Below are 16,722 nucleotides of genomic sequence, written 5' to 3' on the forward strand. Positions count from 1 at the left end.
GTGCAGCAACGGTTCGCTAGTTGTCGTACTGGGCCCAGGGAATGTTCCAGTCCCCGTAGCCGTCGTCAAGGGCGGCGTAGTCGCCCTCGGTGTTGATGATCTGGACAACATCCCCGGTGGTCATGTTGTCGAACACCCAGGCGGCGCCGTCGGGAGCGAAACCGATGCAGCCATGGGAGACGTTCTTGTTGCCGATGTACGGGTAGGCGGATTCCAGCGCCTGGTGGATGTAGGCCCCGCTCAGGGTGAGGCGGATGGCGTACTCCACGTCCACTTCGCCGTAGTAGGCGGGGTCGCCGGGCTTGAGGCCGATGCTGGCGGCCCGGAAGTGGTCATAGCGGTTCTTTTCCATCAGCACGGCGTAGCCGCGGGCTGACGGGAAGCGTTCATCGCCCATGCTGACCGGGAGGGTCTTGACCACCTGGTCGTTGACGCTGAGGGTGAACGTGTGGGCGGCGGCGTCGGCGATGGCTACTTTCTTGTCGCCGAAGTTCACGTTGACTTTCTTGTTGAAGTTGGCGATCTGCCCGTTGCCAAGATCCACTCCAAAGAGCTGCATGTCCATGGTGACGGTGGAGTTGGCCACCCAGAAACCCTCCGCACGGTAACGGACCATCGTGTCACTGAACCAGTGGAAGGCCCCGGCCTGGCCGGCGCTGGAGGTGACCTTGATGGCCTTCTCCACGGCATCGCGGTTGACCACCGGTTCGCTGAAGATGATCTGGAGGGGTTGGCCCACGCCTACCTTCATACCGTCCAGCGGATAGATCGCGGCGTCGGCCTCGTGCGTGCTGGAGACGGTATTGAACGAGTGCGTGGTGCTGGTCTCGCGTCCCGCCCCGTCCGTGACCACGTAGGTGTAGCTGTACTCGGTATTGAACTTCAGCGGGCCTGCTGCGGACCAGCCGCTGCCGTCGGTGGCGAAAGTCCCCTGGACTGCTTCGCCGGAGGTACTGGTCAGCGTGACGCTCTCGATCCTGCCGTTGGCCACCTTCAGTGATACCGGTGCAGCCGGGTTCACCTGTTTGGTTCCCTCGGCAGGGACGACGTCCACCTTCACGGGCGCGACGACGGGCGAGGCCACTCCCGGGGCGGACCGGACGGCGGAGCCGGCCTCCGATTCAAGGCCGGCTCCCGCAAAACCCGGAGCCACGGCTGCGAAGACGCCGCCCGTGGCAGCAAGGACGCAAAGGACCGCCACCACCAGAATCTTTTTGGCGGTCCCCCGGCGGCGCGGCTTTAAGTCAGGCTCCATGGTCCGATCTTAATGCTTGGACGTCACAAACCCGGGTGCGGTCAGCACCCGGGGCGTCACACGTCAGTAACGATAGTGCTCAGGCTTGTACGGGCCCGCGACGTCAAGGCCCAGGTATCCAGCCTGGTCCTTGGACAGTTCGGTGAGCTCGACGTCGAGGGCGTCGAGGTGGAGCCGCGCAACCTTCTCATCGAGGATCTTGGGCAGGACGTACACCTGGTTGTCGTATTCACGTTCGCCCTCAGGCTGGTCCCGCTTGGTCCACAGCTCGATCTGGGCGATTGTCTGGTTGGCGAACGAGTTGCTCATGACGAAGGAGGGGTGGCCGGTGGCGTTGCCCAGGTTCAGCAGGCGCCCTTCCGAAAGCACGATGATGGAGCGGCTGCCCTGTCCTGTGGCGGCGTCCGCTTCGAACACCCATTCGTGGACCTGGGGTTTAATCTCCACCTTCCGGATGCCGGGGATCCTGGCCAGTCCGGCCATGTCGATCTCGTTGTCGAAGTGGCCGATGTTGCCCACAATGGCCTTGTCACGCATCCCGGCCATATGCTCGGCAAGGATGACATCCTTGTTGCCCGTGGTGGTGATGAAGATATGGCCTTCGCTGAGAACGGACTCCAGCTTGGCCACCTGGTAACCGTCCATGGCTGCCTGGAGGGCGCAGATGGGGTCGATTTCGGTGACGATGACCCGCGAGCCCTGGCCGCGGAAGGCTTCTGCTGCTCCCTTGCCGACGTCGCCATAGCCACAGACGACGGCGACCTTGCCGCCCATCAGGACGTCGGTGGCGCGGTTGATGCCGTCCGGCAGCGAGTGTCGGATGCCGTATTTGTTGTCGAATTTGCTCTTGGTGACCGAATCATTGACGTTGATGGCCGGGAAGAGCAGCTTGCCCTGTTCTGCCAGCTGGTAGAGGCGGTGCACGCCGGTGGTGGTTTCCTCGGTGACGCCGCGGAGGCCGGAACCGATCCGGGTCCAGCGCTTTGGATCCTCCTGCAGGGACGCACGGAGCACGTCAAGGAAGATCCGGCCTTCCTCGGACTCGTCGTCGGCTGCTGACGGCACAGCACCCAGGGCCTCGAACTCAACGCCCTTGTGGACCAGCATGGTGGCATCGCCGCCGTCGTCCAGGATCATGTTCGGGCCCAGGTCCGGATCCGTGTCCGCTCCGGGCCAGACGAGGATCTGCTGGGCCGTCCACCAGTATTCCTCGAGGGTTTCACCCTTCCAGGCGAACACGGGAACTCCCTGCGGATCCTCAACGGTCCCCTGGCCGACAACAACTGCTGCTGCGGCTTCGTCCTGGGTGGAGAAGATGTTGCAGGAGGCCCAGCGGACCTCCGCACCGAGCGCCGTGAGGGTTTCGATCAGGACGGCGGTCTGGACAGTCATGTGCAGGGAACCGGCAATCCGGGCACCCTTCAGCGGCTGTGTAGGTCCGAACTCGTCGCGGAGCGACATCAGCCCGGGCATCTCGTGCTCGGCGAGGCGGATCTGGTGCCGGCCGGCCTCTGCCAGCGAGATATCGGCAACCTTGTAGTCAAATGTCATGGGATTCCTTTGCTCTGTCCGGTCGCGGCGACGGCGATGAGGCGGCCGCGGGGGTCTTGCGTCTGTCGGGCTGCGTCTGTGGGGAGGACGCGGGCGAGGCGTGCTTGTCTGTGTGGGGTGGTGGAACGGTTCAGGCTTCACTCGGACGGGAGTCGTGCTGGTCCGAGCCCGCCGCAGTCGCAGCGAGGCGAAGCTCGGGCGGCAGCAGCAGCGGGATGCCGTCCTCGATCGGGTAGCGCAGCTTCACGCCGGTGTCCCCTGCCGCCGTCGAGACAAGCTCGTCGTCCTCCTGGATCAGGTTTGATCCGGTGACAGGGCACCGCAGGACGGACAACAGTTCAGGACTGATCTTTGGCATGGGTTGATGCTCCCGAAAGGGGCGCGTTCGCGCCGGTGGCTGACTGATTAGCAGATTCCAGCCTACCGCCAGATGGGTGTCAGGAAGGTTCGCGCAGCACGCGCAGATGCCCCCGCCGGGTGCCTTCTGTGCCGGCCGGTGCCTCCAGCGCCGAATGTGATGGACGCTGGGTCTGGGTGGACTGGGACTTCGGTGGCAGCGCTGCTGCTTCACGGACCGCGTTTGCCAGCGCCAGGAGGTCGTCCGGACCGGGCTGCTGCGGGCTCGTTGGCATGGCAAGCCGCAGGACTTCCCAGCCCCGCGGAACCGTCAGTGAGCCGGCGTGCTGTTCGCACAAATCGTAACAATGCGGTTCGGCATAGGTGGCCAGCGGGCCCAGGACTGCTGTGGAGTCGGCATAGACGTACGTCAAAGTAGCCACCGCTGACTGACGGCAGGCTGACCTCGAACATTGACGGATAGCTCCCACGACATCCCAGACTACTCGCTATGGCCGGACCTTCGGCGTATTTGCAGCACTGTCGCCGCGCCAGAGCGGGATTGTGGATTGTGTCGCGTAAATCTTCGGCCGGGTTTAGAGTCAATGTATGCAGTCATCGAACCATGAATCAGCTTTTACGGTCCGGTTGGCTGACCCGGATGTCCGCAACGGAGAGACGGGTTTGGGGTCGCCGGGCCGAGGCTTCGCGATGCGCCGCCGGAACCGCCACGGCCGGGGCCTGCGCGGCGAGCTGATGCTGCCAACCCACCCCGGCTATCGGACGCGGTCCGACAGATTCGATGACATGGTGCTCGATTCAGCACAGCGGCTCCACGACATCTGGGGCAAAACCCTCGATGGCGTGCGGTTTGCAGTTGATGAAATACCGCCCCAGCTGGAGCAACTGGTGGCCGATGCCTCGCCGCCGCCCATGGGCGCCTACACCCCCGCCACGGCGGAGGAGGGCCCGGTCATCACCCTGTACCGCCGCGTGGTGGAACAGGGTTGCGCCACCCGTGAGGAACTCCAGGACCTTGTTCACGACGTCGTAGTGGAGCACACCGCCGAGATGCTCGGCGTAGCGCCTGAAACGCTGGACCCGGTGTACCGGCGCCGGTACTGACCGGTTTTACTGGGCGTTTAACAGCCGGACTGTCTCCCTTACTGCCTGCTGGTACGGATCCCCGGATGGTGCGGCGGATGGTGCGGCAGCTGACCGAATACCCCCGGCTCCCTTAGGGCTGAAACGGCCACATAGTCGCCGCCAGGTTGCCGGCCGCTTGGTCCCGTCCGGTCAGTACCCGAGAGTGACCGGCACCTTTTCCTGGCCCGATGCCGCCGGCATGAAGGCCAGCGTGGAAACGTCTTCCCGCCCATCCTGCTGCAGCAGGAGGGCTCCGTAGGCGGCGTCACCCGAAGCTGAGACGATGTAGCCCACCACGTCTGCTTCGTCCACTTTCTCCGGAACCTTGATGGACGTGGTGGTGCCGCCGGCGACGTCTGCAGTTGCGGCTGCCCGGATCTTGCCGTCTGCGGTAATGGGTGCGTAGGAAATCGTTGCCCGGTTCTCCAGGACCCCGAACACGAGGATCCGCTCCCCGCCCTGCGGCACCGGCACCACATGCTGGCTTCCCAGCCGGACCCCGGAGGCAGCCCATGCAACGTCCAAGGCCTTCTCGCTGGCCAGGCCGCGCGTGACCCGGGCCGCAGCCACGAAGGAGACATCCGAACTGGTGGAGACGGTGTAATGGCCGGCCGGGACCCCGGCCAGCGACACCTCGGTGACGGAACCGGCTTTTGCGGTCACGACGCCTCCGTTGGGAAGGGCTTTCTGGCCGTCACGGCCGAAGAGCTTGACCTCCACCACAGCATCCGCGGAGCCCGGGACCGTGAGGGAGAGTGTTGGACCGGCGTCGTCGAAGCCACCTGTCCCGGTGACGGCGGCGATTCCGGCCGCGTCCTGGATATCCACCCCGGTCATGACCTGCCGGGACGCCGGCGCAGCCCCTGGGGCGATGAAGTCGACGCCGCCGGGCGTGAGTCCCCTCAGGACACTCTGCTGGATGGCAGCCGCTACAGGACCGCCGGCGCTGCGCACATGGACGCTGAGCTGCTCTTCGCCGGGAGCGAGGCCGGCCAAAACAATGGACCGCGTGGTTCCAGGCGCCACCAGCAGTCCCCTGCTGCCTGGGGCCTGGATCTGCCCCTGGCCGCCGAAGAGTTCGAGGCTGACCGTGGCGGGCGTGCTGGAGGCATTGCTGAGCACCAGCACGGAGGTGCGGCCGACCGTGGTGCTGGCACCGGCGAGCCAGAGGTCGTTGGCGGGCGCCTGGCAATTGGCCGCTGCGGACCCTTGGAGGTCGCCGTCCGTGGCCGAGAATTTCAGGACTCCCGCGGCTGAGGGCTTCAGGCCTCCCAAGGCATCGGCTCCCAGAACGGTGGGGCCTTCAACTTGACGGCCGGCCAGCACGCCAGCGATCAGGTCCTGGGGACCTGTACCTTCTCCGGGCTGGCCGCCGCCCTTCGCGATCTCGACGGCGGTACTTCCGTCGAGCGCGGACAGCCGGCTTCCGGGCATCACACCGCCGGGTGCACTGACGACGGCTCCGGTGACAGCGCTGTTGGCTGTGGCTGAATCAGGGCTGAACTGCGGATCAGTGCCGGCCTCGGTCCCTTCGAGCAGGCGCGCAGGCCCGGGACACACGCCCAGGCTCGCGCCGGCCGGAACAGTTGCCAGCGCGGCCGGGATGCTCCGGTTCCCGGCAGGCTCAGGCACGATCGACCCGGCAGCAACCATCCCGCCGGCCGCGGCCACTATCAGCACGGCCGAGGCCAGCCCGGCCAGCTTCTCACGGCTGAGGGTCCGGCGGGCCGGGGGACGTGGTTGTCCGGCGGCGTCATCGGCCAGCGGCGCGTCTGCCGCGGCCACGTCTGCCGCGGGTGCGTCGTTATGCATTCCGGTGTTCCTTACGCAAAGATCCCTCGTCCCGGGACAAACCGGTGTTGGGCCGGCGGGCGGGCATGGGGATGGCGAGCATCACGGTAAGTCCGATCACCGTGATCTGCGCGATCCCGGCCCAGAGGGCCCAGGGGACGTCGTAGCGGATGGTCAGTTGGCCTGCCGACGCCGGCAAGGTGAACGCCTGGGCAGAGCCGGAGGTGGTGGCGGTGAGCTTCCGTCCGTCCAACCAGGCGCTCCAGCCTGGGTCGGCCCGTTCGGCCAGCACCACCAGCCGGCCTTCCGGTCCTTCGGCGACGGCAGTATCGACGTCGTCGTACCTTGAGGGCACCAACGCAACAGTGGCTCCGGCACCGTCAACTATCCGGACGCGGTGGGCAACATCAGCGGGCTGAAGTGTGGGCTGGTTCAACGGGGTGATGCGCCACAGCCAGCCGACATCGGTCTGCCCGACTGCAACGAGCCCCGGCACGGCGTCCATCCTGCTGGCCGTGAGCTGGGCGGCGGTGTCGGCTGAGCGCAGCACCACGAACCCGGCCCCGATCCGCTCGAGCGCAGGCCGGGGGTCCACGCCCTGGCCGGCCACCAGGGTGGCCACGACGCTGCGGATGGAGGCCGTGACGTCGTCGTCCTCCCTGACGGTCTCCTGGCCGGGTGCGCCCATGATGTTCCGGGAAGCCGCAATGGCCGACAGGCTGTCCAGCGTGGTCCCCGCACCGCGCATCAGGGCGGCATCGAAGGTGCCGTTCTCCTGGGTGCTGATGAGCAGTGTGCGTGTCTGCTCGGGGCCGGTTCCGCGGTCGATGGCGGTGGCCGGGAGGGTCCGCGCACTGCCGGCCTCCACCAGGCGCGGTGTCCCCAGCGCCGGGCCGGACGGCACCTCGGTCAGGGGAGCCGCGGCGGTGGACCGGAGCATGTTCTGGGCGGACCATACCGCCATGCCGGCCAGTGGTCCGGCAAGCAGTACCACCAGGGCAAGGGCTGTGGCGGAGCGGAGCGCCACGTTGCGCCTGGTGCTTGATGAGGACGCATTGTCCGCGGCATCAAGCAAACGCTCGGCCCCAATGAGCGCGGCACCCAGCAGGGCGAATCCGGCCGCGGAGACCGCCGGGCCGGTGAAAGGGGTGACCAGGGTGTCGGCGTTGGCACCTGTGGCGATGTGCCCTGCGAGCCAGGATCCGGCCAGGACAATCAGTGCTGCCGCCCAGAGAACGCGCGCTGTCCGGGTCCTCTGACCTGGCACGAACAGAGCCGCGACGGCCAGGAGCAGGACCGGTACCGCTATCAGCATCGCCAGCAGGAGTGCCCACGGGATCGTTTGGCCACTGAAGAACGGCAGGCCGTGCAGTCCCCCTGACGGGGAGAAAAGCAGGGGCTGCCCCAGCAGCTGCTGCCATAAGGGGGCGGCTTCAAAACCCACCGGAACGCCGGGATCGGCGAGCAATGCCCGTGGCCGGTCGATGACTGAGAGTCCAAAGGGAATGAAAAGCGCGGCACTGGGCAACAGCGCCCACCAGACCGTCCGGCCCCGGCGGCCCAGCATCAGTCCGCAGATGACAATGATGACGGCGGCCGGTATCAGCACGGAAGGCGCCGACGCGGCCACTACAGCCAGCGCCAACCCCGCGGCGGCTGCGGCCGTCCAGGAGGGCATGCCGTTGATTCCGGGCCGGACAGGCGGTTTCTCGGTGAAACGCCGATCACCGGGGACCGGCACCGCAAACCGGCCGTGGCCCACTGCGGAGCCGGTGGCGCGCAGGAGGGCCAGTCCGAGCAACGGAATCATGAGATGGGCCACCAGGGCTCCCACGCGTCCCTGGTTCAGGGCCACGTGCAAGGCCGGTGCGGCAGCCCAGACAAGAGCAGCCACGAAGCGGAAGCGGCGCCGGAGCGTCAGGGCGCCGGCCGCGAACCAGGCCGTCAGTCCGGACAGCGGAGCTGCCAGCAGCAGCAGCCAGCCCATGGCGGCGTTGGCATCTCCCCCGCCGAGCAGCCCCAGGATCCACAGAACGTAGCCGAACGGGTCTCCCCTGCCGGGAAGGCCGGCCCCCAGGCTGATCCACCAGCTGGAGGCGTGATGCCAGATTTCGCCCAACGTGGCGGAGACCGGAATGAGGCCGCCACCGGAGACTGCCTCGGCGCGGAACAGCCCACTGAGCGCGAGGAGGGAGGCTGCTGAGGCGATCATGAATGCCGCGAGTGCGCCGGTCCCCACCCAGCCCCGTTCGCTGGTGGTCAGAGCTGCGAAGTCATCAGCTGAATCGCCGGTGGGCTGGTTAGCGAGGGGGTCCTGGACGAGGCCGTCGGGTGTGGAGTTGTCGGCGCCCAGGGCTTCCATCAGGGAACGGCGGTGGTTCCAGACTTCGCGCCGGGGAGTCTGCAGCTTCTGGATGACCGAACGCCGGATCCGCCGTGTCCGGGCCGCCGTCCGCCGCGCCTTGGCAACGGCACGGGGCCTGGCGAGGGCAGCGAACGTGGCCACCAGCTGGGAGAAACCGTGGCCCGGGTCTTTGACCGCAATGCTGAGTACAAGTTTGAAAATGCTGCCCAGGAGCGCACCCACTGCGTGAAACGGAACCTTCCACAGCGGGGCATGCGTGAGGCGGAGATGGACCTGGGCTTTGCGGGCAGCTGAGGGGTTGCCCTGTCCGTGGGGCCTGTGCGCCACGTGGAACATCCTGGCCGTGGGGACCACCACCACGCGGTGCCCGGCAAGGCGGTTGCGCCAGCAGAAGTCGACGTCATCTCCGGTGCCGGGCAGGGCGGGGTCGAACCCCCGCAGATGCTCCCAGATATCCCGGCGTACCAACATGCCGGCCGAATTGACCGCGAAGGTGTCCGTGCGGCCGTTGTATTGACCCTGATCGAGTTCGTCTGCATCGATGAGGGTGAGCCGCTCCGCCCAGCGGCTGGTGGAGAGCCCGACGTCGATGAGCCGGCGCCCGGCGTGCCAGTCCAATTGCTTGCAGCCGGCGACAGTCACCGATGGTGCGCGCTCCACGGCTGTCAGCAGTTCGGCCAGCGCCTCCGGCGCCGGGGCTGAATCGTCATGAAGCAGCCAGATCCATTCCGTCCCGGCACGCTCGGGCTGGCCTTCCCACGGCGAGAGTGCATCGAGCCCTGCCCGTACAGCGCCTCCCATTCCGCTTTTTCCGTGCGGAAAACTGGTCACGCTGGCTTCGCCGAAGGCCCCCTCCAGGAGCGCTGCGGAGCCGTCACGCGATCCTGTGTCCACCCCGATGAAGGAGTCCGCGGGCCGGGTCTGGTCCGCGAGGGCAGCCAGGGTTCTGGGGAGATAGGCACTGCCGTTGTGGGACACCACAACGGCAGTGACATGCACTTCCTTAAGAATTAGACTGCCCGCTTCCTTAGCCGCCGGCGCTCGCGCTCGGAAAGGCCTCCCCAGATGCCGAACCGTTCGTCATTCGCCAGCGCATATTCAAGGCACTGGGACCGCACGTTGCAGGCGCCACAGACCTTCTTGGCGTCCCGAGTGGAGCCGCCCTTCTCCGGGAAGAAGGCCTCAGGATCAGTCTGTGCGCACAATGCGTCAGTCTGCCAGCCGAGTTCGCCTTCGTCGTCGAAGTCCTGCCTTAGCGGCAATCCGATCCACGCCGGCTGCGTGATGGTATCTGCGATACGCAGTTCCATCGGAGGGTCCAGGTCGTCATCGTCCTGGCCGTGGCCGCCGTCGAGAAGAGCTTCGTGCGCCGCCAGAAAGGCCGTGGCCTGATCATGGCGGGAGTCGCTGGTGTTGCGGTTGTAACGGTCCGCCGCGCCGGGATCGGCAGGATCCACGTACCAGTCACTTGGAACGCCGCGTGAACGGTATTTGGCCGTCGCCTCAGCGGCGACGACAGCATTTTCATGGATACGCTCTGCTTGCCCCATGCGACCCTCCTGAAAGTTGCAGCCTCTGCCTGAATCCCTGGGCACTCGGTTGTGTGCCTGTATTTACGCAGTGGCCTTATGTATCTAATTACACGTGTGTAACTACAGGCGCGTCAAGCCGCGGAGGGATAATAATCAACTTTCCGGCCCAAGCCCGGGCACGCCACGCCCGGGGATTTTCAGCCAGCCGGGCGCGTCGGGCGGGAATAGCGCCGCCCTGATGGCCCGTACTGCCAAGTTCCCTTGATTTGCGGCAGAAAATACAGGCAGCGAGCTAATAAGACAAATGGAATGACGAATCAGAGTGAGGAAGATCACACGACTCCCGGCGGTCCGCCTGATTCGACTCAGGCTCCCGGCGCGGCGCCGCCGCTGCCATGGCGCAGGAGGGTCCAGGCAGGGTGCAGCCGGAGGCGCAGCCGGCAGGGACCGGCCGCAGGCGTGCGTGGCAAGATATAGCCATGAGCATCCCGGTTATCGAACTGATGACGTCCCTGCGTTCCGGCCACGCCACGTCGCCCCGCCTGACCTGGTACGGGCCGGATTCCGAGCGTGTTGAACTCTCCGGCAGGGTCCTGGACAACTGGGTGGCAAAGACCAGCAACCTCCTGCAGGATGAGCTGGACGCCGAGCCTGGAATGCGGCTCAGCGTTTCCCTGCCGGCCCACTGGAAGTCACTGATCTGGGCGCTTGCCGCCTGGCAGCTGGGCATGGAAACGGTACTTAACGGTGACGACGCCGAACTGCTGGTGACAGACAGTCCCGGCACGGTCGAGGGAAAGTTCGACGCCGTGATCGCCGTGGCGCTGCCTGCCCTTGCCATGCGGTGGCCCGGCGACCTTCCTGCCGGAGTCATCGACTTCGCCTCCGAAGTCCGCATGCATGGAGATGTTTTCCTGGCACACAGCGACCCGTCACAGACCGGCTGCGCGGTGCAGGGTCACGACGGCGTGCGGCACCTCCACCGGGACCTGATCACGGGCTTTGCCACTCCGCACGACGAGGGTGTCCGGCTGTTGGTCCCCGCCGCCACAGGCCTCGAAACGGCACTGGCAGACTCGCTCGGCGCCTGGAACGGCGGCGGCTCAGTAGTTCTGCTGCACCCCGACGTGGAACTGACAGACAAGCTGATGTCGGCGGAACGTATCCACGGCGAGTAGCGATCGAACCCCGCTAAGGCTGGCGCGGCCTTTCGGTTTCCTCTTCTGTCGGCGCGCTGTACTGGGCGGCCACAGGGGCAACTGCTTTCCCATGGTGGTGCGACTCGATGAGCTCGTGGTCGTGGGAGAACTCCGGCTCCTGGTCAAGTTCTTCATTGAAGACCCAGAAGCGGTAGGCAAAGAACCTGAAGATCGTGCCGAGCACGAGTCCCACCACGCTGCCTGCGATGAAGAGGGACGGTTTGTCGTTCAGGTCCAGAATGTACTTGGCGAACCAGACACAGCCCGAGGCGATCAGGAGTCCCACCACGTTCATCACGGCAAAAAGCGCTGCTTCGCGGGCCACGTTGGCCTGTTTGCGGTGACGGAACGTCCAGTAGCGGTTGGCAACCCAGGAGAAGATGCTGGCCACGATCGTAGCCAGTGCTTTGGCCCACACCTCGCTGTTGTGCATCGGTCCGGTGAACAGCCAGATAAAAACAGCCGAGTCTATGACGAATGCCACACCGCCGACTGCGCCGAATTTGGCGACCTCACGCCAAAAGAGCGAGGCCAGTCCCCGTATTCGTTCTGCAAGTGAGCTAAGCATGACCCTCCAAGGCCGTCGGATTGTGGGCCACACGGCCAGAGACCATTTTAGCCCGGAAACTGGCCTGCCCGCCCCATCCGCCCGGCAGGAAGGGGGCAGGATTACCCGAAATCCGGCCCCCGCGACGTCTGAAAGCCGGGATCCGTTGAGCTTTTCTGTAGGCTGGCATATGTGACTTTTCCAGTAATCGGCGTGGTTGGCGGCGGCCAACTTGCGCGCATGATGGCCCCTGCCGCCACCGCCCTCGGCTTTGAACTCCGTGTCCTCGCTGAGGCGGAGGACGTTTCGGCGGTGTCGGCTGTATCCACTTCGCCGGTGGGTGACTACAAAGACCTGCAGACGCTCCTCGACTTCGCGGATGGCCTGGACGTCATGACGTTCGACCACGAGCACGTCCCGACGGACCACCTCCGCGAGCTTCTGGCCGCCGGAGTGAACGTGCAGCCCGGCCCGGACGCCCTTGTCAACGCACAGGACAAGCTGGTGATGAGGGCGGCCATCGACGGCATGGGGCTGCCGAACCCCACCTGGGCTTCGGTTCCCGATGTCGCCGCGCTGGTGGCCTTCGGCGATAAGACAGGCTGGCCGGTTGTTCTCAAGATGCCCCGCGGCGGCTATGACGGCAAGGGTGTGCGGATCATTGACTCCGCCGACGACGCCGCCGGCGCCGCTGAGTGGTTCGAGGCCATGAGCCCGCTCCTCGCCGAAGCGAAGGTCGACTTCAGCCGCGAGCTGTCCGCGCTGGTGGCACGGACCCCGGGCGGCGAAGCCCGTGCGTGGCCGGTAGTCCACACGATCCAGGTGGACGGCGTGTGCGACGAGGTCATCGCTCCCGCCCTTGGCGTCCCACTGGAGGTTGCCGCCGCGGCCGAGGACGCCGCGCTGCGGATCGCCAGCGAACTCGGCGTGACCGGCGTGATGGCGGTGGAGCTCTTCGAAACACCAGGAAGCGGAGCAGGCTTCCTCATCAATGAGCTGGCCATGCGGCCACACAATACCGGCCACTGGACCCAGGACGGTTCGGTGACCAGCCAGTTTGAACAGCACCTGCGCGCAGTCCTGGACCTTCCGCTCGGCGCCACCGACGTGCTGGGACCCGTGGTGGTCATGAAGAACTTCCTGGGCGGCGACAACCAGGACCTGTTCTCCGCCTTTCCTGCCGCCCTTGCCAGCGAGCCTGCGGCCAAGGTCCACTGCTACGGCAAGTCGGTCCGGCCTGGCAGGAAGATTGGCCATGTCAACCTTGTGGGCAGTTCCACAGCCGATGTTGACTCAGTCCGGCAACGTGCCACCAGGGTGGCCGCCATCATCCGCGACGGCCGGGTGCCGGCTGAAGAAACAGTACGGATTTCCGAGGAGAACGCATGACCATCGAATCCACGTCCGGCGCTGCAGACACAACGAACAGACCGCTTGTCGGCCTGGTGATGGGATCAGATTCGGACTGGCCTGTGATGGAGGCCGCAGCCGATGCGCTGGCTGAATTCGGCATTCCCTTTGAAGCCGACGTCGTCTCCGCCCACCGGATGCCCACCGAAATGATCCGCTACGGCCAGAGCGCCCACGAACGCGGGCTGCGGGTCATCATTGCCGGTGCCGGCGGTGCTGCACACCTTCCCGGCATGCTGGCAAGCGTCACGCCACTGCCTGTCATTGGCGTGCCGGTGCCGCTGAAGACCCTCGACGGCATGGATTCGCTGCTCTCCATTGTGCAGATGCCGGCAGGGGTCCCCGTGGCCACCGTTTCGATCGCCGGGGCCCGCAACGCCGGCCTCCTGGCCGTCCGCATCCTGGCGGCAGGCACGGACACACTGGCCGCGTCGCTCCGCGCCGATCTCCTCGATTTTGCTCAGGAGCTGAACGACACGGCCACCCGGAAGGGAGCGAACCTCAGGCAGAAAGTCAGTGAGGTTTTCGCTGACGGCAACGGTGTTCTCCGGGGCAGCAGCTAAGGTATCCCGAAGATGTCCAGAAGCGAACAGCAGCCCTCAGCAGGGGCCTCCATGACCGATCCCGTGCGCTATCCGTCCGCGGCCTCGGAACCTCTGCGGACCAAGCGTGGCTTCGTACTGGTCCTCATGACCCTCCTGGTTCCCGGCAGTGCCCAGATTGTTGCCGGTGACCGAAGGATCGGCCGCATTACCCTCCGCGTCACGCTTGCTGTGTGGGCCCTGCTGGTAGCCACTGGGCTGCTGTTGCTCCTGAACCGGTCCCTGCTGATCAACATCATCGCCAACCCGTTCGCTTCCCTGGTGATCGTCCTGGCCCTCGTGGCACTCGCACTGGGGTGGGCACTGCTTTTCATCAATACCCTTCGGCTGATCCGCCCGGTCCTGTTGGCACACAAAGCCCGTCCCGCCGTGGGCATCGCACTGGTCCTTGCGCTGATCCTGAGCAGCGGCACGCTTGGCTATGCCGCGTACCTGCTCAATGTTGGCCGCAATGCCATCGGCAGTATTTTCTCTGCAGGACCTTCGATCGAGCCTGTGGACGGCCGCTACAACTTCCTGATGATGGGCGGTGACGCCGGTGACGACCGTACGGGCCGCCGTCCGGACAGCCTTTCTGTCCTCAGCGTGGATGCCAAGACCGGGCAGACTGCCATCATCTCCGTGCCCCGCAACCTCCAGAACGCCCAGTTCAGCGAGGACTCCCCCATGCGGCAGATCTACCCGGACGGCTACGACTGCGGCGATGGCTGCCTCATCAACGCCATCAACACCGAAGTCACCAACGAACACGCCGATCTCTACCCCGGCGTCGCAGACCCGGGTGCGCAGGCCACGCTGGAGGCCGTCTCGGGGAGCCTCGGCATCACGGTCCAGGCCTACGTTCTGGTGGACATGGACGGCTTCGCCAAGCTCATCGATGCCATGGGCGGCATCCGGATCAAGGCCGGCGGCTGGGTCCCGATCAGCGGCGAAACCATTGACGAGGCCAGCGGCATCCACGGCATGCCGCTGGGCTGGATCCCGGCCGGGGACAATACGCTGGACGGCTATCACGCCCTTTGGTACGGCCGCTCACGCGAATTCGTTGACGACTACGCCCGCATCGCACGCCAGCAGTGCGTCCAGCAGGCCATGCTCCAGCAGCTGGATCCGGCGACGCTCCTGTCGAAGTTCGAGGACATCGCCAGTGCCGGAACCAAGGTGGTGGATTCGAACATCTCCTCCTCGCAGCTGGGGAGTTTCGTGGACCTGGCCATCAAAGCCAAGGGACAGGACGTCAAGCGCCTCACCATCGGGCCGCCCGATTTTGACGCCTCCTTCTCCACTGTCCCGGACTTCGATGTCATCCACGACAAAGTAAGTCAACTGCTCGCTTCAGCGTCGGGACCCCAGGCTGCTGCAGGGGCGGGGGGAACGCGGGCCGTCGGCCTGCAGGCCGACTCGATGGTCCAGGCATCCGCAGCGGGCGGACGCCTGCAGGCTTCAGGGTTGCTGCTGGCCACTGCCCCGCTGGCAGCGGGATGGAACCCCGCCCAGCAAACGCCGGCCCCGTCGTCGGACTTCACTCCCGTCACCACAACACCCGACGGCGAGCCGATCACCGAGGAGCTGCTGAACCAGCTCAAGAGCATGGGCGACGAACAGACGCTCCGCGCGTTAGTAGCCACGAACGGCCAGTGCGCGCCTCTGTAGGTGACCGCCTGCCGCACCGCCAACCCACCTCCCTTGCAAGCCCCATACACCTGACGACCAGTAGACCAGAATGGACACCGGCTGTGTACGAAATCGAAAATGCCCTCCGCGATTACGCCTGGGGCTCCACCACGGCTATTGCCGGCCTGCTGGGGCGCCCGGAGTCCGGCAACCCTGAAGCCGAGCTTTGGATCGGGGCCCACCCCGGCGACGCTTCGCTGGTCCGCCGGCCGGATGGCTCTGACATTCCGCTGGACCAGCTCATCGCCGAGGATCCGGAGCACTTCCTGGGCAGCGAATCCTTGGCGGAGTTCGGCCCCCGGCTGCCCTTCCTGACCAAGATCCTTGCCGCCGCCCAGCCGTTGTCCCTCCAGGTCCACCCCAGTATTGAGCAGGCCAAAGCCGGCTTTGCCCGGGAGAACGCAGAGGGCGTCGCGCTGGACGCACCCCACCGGAACTACCGCGATGAGAACCACAAGCCGGAAATGATCTTCGCGCTGACCCCGTTCGAAGCGCTGTGCGGGTTCCGGGCCCCAGCAGAGACCCGGAAGATCCTGCTTCGGCTTTCCGCGGCATTTGACCTGGCGGGGACGGAGATTCCGCCGGTGCTTGGGCAGCTGCTTGAAGACCTTGCGGACCCCGACGAAGGCAACGGCATCCGCAGGGCCTTCGAACGGCTGATGACCGGCGGCATGGCAGTCTCGCACGCCACTGCCATGGTGGCTTCGGTCCTGATTTCCGGAGCACCCCTCACGCCGTACCAGGCAGAGCTTTCCACGGTAGTGAGCCTGAACGAGAAGTATCCAGGGGATCCGGGCGTCCTGATCTCGCTGCTGCTCAACAGGATCTCCCTGGCACCCGGCGAGGCTGTCTACCTCCCGGCCGGCAACGTGCACGCCTACCTGCATGGCCTGGGCGTGGAGGTCATGGCCTCGTCCGACAACGTGCTCCGCGGCGGCCTGACACCGAAATTCATCGATGTTCCCGAGCTGCTGCGGACCGTCGAGTTTAAGCCGGTGGCCGTTCCGATGCTCACACCGGAAGTTTCCGGCCTCGGCCAGGAGCTCTATCAGCCTCCCTTCCGCGAGTTCCAGCTTCAGCGGATCGAACTGTCCCCCGGCGGCGCTCCGGTTCCGCTGGCGCAGGCGGGAGCCGCCGTCGTGATTGTGGTCCAAGGCTCGATCTACCTGGACTCCCCCAAGGGCGACCTGCAGTTGGCCCGCGGCGGCAGCGCCTTCCTGCCGGCTTCCGAAGCGCCCGTCAACGTCCACCCCGTGACCGGGTCGGAGGAAACGGCCATTGCCTTCGCCGTGACCACGTCCATGAAGGCCTGAC

14 protein-coding genes are annotated in these 16,722 nt (G+C 65.9%); 6 read left to right on the plus strand and 8 right to left on the minus strand.

Going from position 1 to position 16,722, the window contains the following annotated elements:
• Window positions 1-16: 16 nt before the first annotated feature.
• From AC1MCA_RS04065 to AC1MCA_RS04080, 4 genes are all read right to left on the minus strand, one after another.
• Entirely contained in the window at window positions 17-1,255 is a 1,239-nt protein-coding gene (locus tag AC1MCA_RS04065) for a L,D-transpeptidase (RefSeq protein WP_479801423.1), read from the minus strand.
• Between the two features lie 63 nt (window positions 1,256-1,318).
• Window positions 1,319-2,806, minus strand: a complete 1,488-nt coding sequence (gene ahcY / locus AC1MCA_RS04070) for an adenosylhomocysteinase (protein ID WP_479801425.1) — start codon at window positions 2,804-2,806, stop codon at window positions 1,319-1,321.
• A 130-nt stretch (window positions 2,807-2,936) separates the two neighbouring features.
• Complete coding sequence (locus AC1MCA_RS04075) at window positions 2,937-3,164, minus strand: Trm112 family protein (protein WP_479801429.1); 228 nt, start codon at window positions 3,162-3,164, stop codon at window positions 2,937-2,939.
• Window positions 3,165-3,243: 79 nt separating this feature from the next.
• A complete protein-coding gene (locus tag AC1MCA_RS04080; protein ID WP_479801430.1) occupies window positions 3,244-3,633 on the minus strand; it encodes a DUF3499 domain-containing protein in 390 nt (129 codons plus the stop codon).
• A gap of 118 nt (window positions 3,634-3,751) precedes the next feature.
• Here AC1MCA_RS04080 and AC1MCA_RS04085 point away from each other — a divergent pair, with 118 nt between their 5' ends.
• Window positions 3,752-4,267, plus strand: coding sequence for a metallopeptidase family protein (locus tag AC1MCA_RS04085; RefSeq protein ID WP_479801433.1), 516 nt, complete (start codon window positions 3,752-3,754; stop codon window positions 4,265-4,267).
• Between the two features lie 171 nt (window positions 4,268-4,438).
• On the opposite strand, the gene AC1MCA_RS04090 is transcribed toward AC1MCA_RS04085, so the two are convergent.
• From AC1MCA_RS04090 to AC1MCA_RS04100, 3 genes are read right to left on the minus strand one after another with little or no spacing between them, the layout of a single operon-like run.
• A complete protein-coding gene (locus AC1MCA_RS04090; RefSeq protein WP_479801434.1) occupies window positions 4,439-6,100 on the minus strand; it encodes a DUF5719 family protein in 1,662 nt (553 codons plus the stop codon).
• A complete protein-coding gene (locus AC1MCA_RS04095) occupies window positions 6,093-9,443 on the minus strand; it encodes a glycosyltransferase family 2 protein (protein ID WP_479801437.1) in 3,351 nt (1,116 codons plus the stop codon). The genes AC1MCA_RS04090 and AC1MCA_RS04095 overlap by 8 nt, the downstream gene beginning before the upstream one ends.
• A gap of 11 nt (window positions 9,444-9,454) precedes the next feature.
• On the minus strand, window positions 9,455-9,994 hold the full coding sequence (locus AC1MCA_RS04100; RefSeq protein WP_479801440.1) for a WhiB family transcriptional regulator: 540 nt from the start codon (window positions 9,992-9,994) through the stop codon (window positions 9,455-9,457).
• 461 nt (window positions 9,995-10,455) lie between these two features.
• On the opposite strand from AC1MCA_RS04100, the gene AC1MCA_RS04105 reads away from it, so the two are divergent.
• Entirely contained in the window at window positions 10,456-11,154 is a 699-nt protein-coding gene (locus tag AC1MCA_RS04105; RefSeq protein ID WP_479801441.1) for a TIGR03089 family protein, read from the plus strand.
• A gap of 13 nt (window positions 11,155-11,167) precedes the next feature.
• Here AC1MCA_RS04105 and AC1MCA_RS04110 read toward each other — a convergent pair whose 3' ends face one another.
• Complete coding sequence (locus AC1MCA_RS04110; RefSeq protein ID WP_479801442.1) at window positions 11,168-11,743, minus strand: GtrA family protein; 576 nt, start codon at window positions 11,741-11,743, stop codon at window positions 11,168-11,170.
• A 171-nt stretch (window positions 11,744-11,914) separates the two neighbouring features.
• Between AC1MCA_RS04110 and AC1MCA_RS04115 the strand changes: the two genes are divergently transcribed.
• The 4 genes from AC1MCA_RS04115 to manA all read left to right on the plus strand — a co-directional run bounded on the left by AC1MCA_RS04115 (window position 11,915) and on the right by manA (window position 16,721).
• Entirely contained in the window at window positions 11,915-13,111 is a 1,197-nt protein-coding gene (locus AC1MCA_RS04115) for a 5-(carboxyamino)imidazole ribonucleotide synthase (RefSeq protein ID WP_479801443.1), read from the plus strand.
• Entirely contained in the window at window positions 13,108-13,695 is a 588-nt protein-coding gene (purE, locus tag AC1MCA_RS04120; RefSeq protein WP_479801444.1) for a 5-(carboxyamino)imidazole ribonucleotide mutase, read from the plus strand. The genes AC1MCA_RS04115 and purE overlap by 4 nt, the downstream gene beginning before the upstream one ends.
• 12 nt (window positions 13,696-13,707) lie before the next feature.
• Complete coding sequence (locus tag AC1MCA_RS04125; protein WP_479801445.1) at window positions 13,708-15,387, plus strand: LCP family protein; 1,680 nt, start codon at window positions 13,708-13,710, stop codon at window positions 15,385-15,387.
• An 83-nt stretch (window positions 15,388-15,470) separates the two neighbouring features.
• On the plus strand, window positions 15,471-16,721 hold the full coding sequence (manA, locus tag AC1MCA_RS04130; protein WP_479801446.1) for a mannose-6-phosphate isomerase, class I: 1,251 nt from the start codon (window positions 15,471-15,473) through the stop codon (window positions 16,719-16,721).
• Window position 16,722 lies beyond the last annotated feature (1 nt).

The sequence above is a fragment of the Arthrobacter sp. BK1 genome, from assembly GCF_056680055.1.

Excerpts from the sequence above, each read along its gene's own strand:
- AC1MCA_RS04065 (WP_479801423.1), bottom strand. The coding sequence starts at position 1,255 with ATGGAGCCTGACTTAAAGCCGCGCCGCCGGGGGACCGCCAAAAAGATT.
- ahcY (WP_479801425.1), bottom strand. The coding sequence starts at position 2,806 with ATGACATTTGACTACAAGGTTGCCGATATCTCGCTGGCAGAGGCCGGC.
- AC1MCA_RS04075 (WP_479801429.1), bottom strand. The coding sequence starts at position 3,164 with ATGCCAAAGATCAGTCCTGAACTGTTGTCCGTCCTGCGGTGCCCTGTC.
- AC1MCA_RS04085 (WP_479801433.1), top strand. The coding sequence starts at position 3,752 with ATGCAGTCATCGAACCATGAATCAGCTTTTACGGTCCGGTTGGCTGAC.
- AC1MCA_RS04090 (WP_479801434.1), bottom strand. The coding sequence starts at position 6,100 with ATGCATAACGACGCACCCGCGGCAGACGTGGCCGCGGCAGACGCGCCG.
- AC1MCA_RS04100 (WP_479801440.1), bottom strand. The coding sequence starts at position 9,994 with ATGGGGCAAGCAGAGCGTATCCATGAAAATGCTGTCGTCGCCGCTGAG.
- AC1MCA_RS04105 (WP_479801441.1), top strand. The coding sequence starts at position 10,456 with ATGAGCATCCCGGTTATCGAACTGATGACGTCCCTGCGTTCCGGCCAC.
- AC1MCA_RS04110 (WP_479801442.1), bottom strand. The coding sequence starts at position 11,743 with ATGCTTAGCTCACTTGCAGAACGAATACGGGGACTGGCCTCGCTCTTT.
- purE (WP_479801444.1), top strand. The coding sequence starts at position 13,108 with ATGACCATCGAATCCACGTCCGGCGCTGCAGACACAACGAACAGACCG.
- AC1MCA_RS04125 (WP_479801445.1), top strand. The coding sequence starts at position 13,708 with ATGTCCAGAAGCGAACAGCAGCCCTCAGCAGGGGCCTCCATGACCGAT.